Genomic DNA, 1,540 nt, shown 5'->3' on the forward strand with positions numbered 1-1,540 from the left:
GCGCGACCAATGGCCCAGCTGCGGTTTACGCAACAACCAAGTACGTGGATTGGCTAAAAAAATACGCGCCACCTGAAGCACAAGGTATGACGTTTGGTGAAGCAGGGCCAGTACCTGCACAAGGTTCTATTGCGCAGCAAATCTTTTGGTATACCGCCTTTACTGCTGATATGACCAAACCTGGTTTGCCCGTTGTGAATGAAGACGGTTCGCCAAAATGGCGCATGGCACCTTCTCCACGCGGACCTTACTGGGAAGAGGGCATGAAACTCGGCTACCAAGATGCGGGTGCATGGACATTCCTAAACAGTACGCCTTTGGATAGACGCCAAGCGGCGTGGTTATACGCACAATTTGTGGTCTCAAAATCCGTCAGTCTTAAGAAAACACTGGTTGGTCTAACGCCGATTCGTGAGTCGGATATCAACTCTCAAGCCATGACCGATGCCGCGCCTCAACTGGGTGGTTTGGTTGAATTCTACCGCAGTGATGCACGTAAGCAGTGGACACCAACAGGCACGAACGTCCCTGATTATCCGAAGCTTGCTCAGCTGTGGTGGCAACACGTTTCTGAAGCGGCGAGTGGCGAAAAAACACCACAAGAGGCATTGGATGGATTAGCACAAGCGCAGGACAAAGTGATGCAGCGTCTTGAGCGCAGTGGTGTTCAAGGTGAATGTGGGCCGAAACTGAATCCGAAGAAAGATCCTGATTACTGGTTGTCTCAACCGGGTTCTCCGAAAATGAAGCTGAAAAATGAGAAACCGCAAGGCAAAACGATTGCTTATAAAGATCTGATTGCTAAAAGCTAACAGCTAGTGAGCATTTGCTATGATTTCTAGGTCTAGCGGATTAGGTGCAGTCTTTGTAGGGAGTTGCAACCGACCGTGAGATCGAAAAATTTCTTCATTAAAATCGACACCCACCTTGCTATGTCAGTCAGTACGGTGGGTGTTTTTTATTCCTTTTGTCCATTTTTGAGATGTCTTGTGAACAGTTTGAACACCTCGTCATGTTTATTGTAATCATGTGCTTATAACACTCTCGAATTATGTGTCCCTATGCTAATCTCATTCTATCTGCGGCAAGAATAGTATGAGCGTATTTTGTTTACCGTCTATCACTCCAATCAAATCGATATTCTCAAGTCTCTTTTAGTCGAGCTTGTTCGTCAAAACCCATTAGAAAACCCGTTTGAAAAAGAACAGATTCTGGTTCAAAGCCCCGGCATGTCTCAATGGTTGAAAATGGAGCTGGCGAACGAGTTTGGCATTGCTGCAAACCTCGAATTTCCATTACCTGCGACTTTTATCTGGGAATTGTTCACGCAGATTTTGCCCGATGTTCCCAAACGCAGTGCTTTCAATAAAGAGGGGATGACGTGGAAATTAATGCACTTGCTTCCTTCGATGTTAGAGCATGAGCATTTTGAACCCCTTGCTCGCTATCTTAACGATGATGAAGACAATTCAAAGCTCTATCAATTGGTGGAGAAAATCGCCGATATTTTTGATGGTTACCTTGTAGATCGGAAGAGCGG

The 1,540-nt window shown here is 46.0% G+C and carries 1 protein-coding gene and 1 pseudogene; both read left to right on the forward strand.

From position 1 onward, the window contains the following. Nucleotides 1-812, forward strand: a pseudogene (locus ACP45E_RS18090) (ABC transporter substrate-binding protein); the annotation flags it as partial. A 294-nt stretch (nt 813-1,106) separates the two neighbouring features. Further along, nucleotides 1,107-1,540, forward strand: a 434-nt coding sequence (locus ACP45E_RS18095) for an exodeoxyribonuclease V subunit gamma (RefSeq protein ID WP_198927755.1), incomplete at its 3' end; no start/stop codon positions are given.

The sequence above is a fragment of the Vibrio genomosp. F10 str. 9ZD137 genome (assembly GCF_049974785.1).
GTDB lineage: Bacteria > Pseudomonadota > Gammaproteobacteria > Enterobacterales > Vibrionaceae > Vibrio.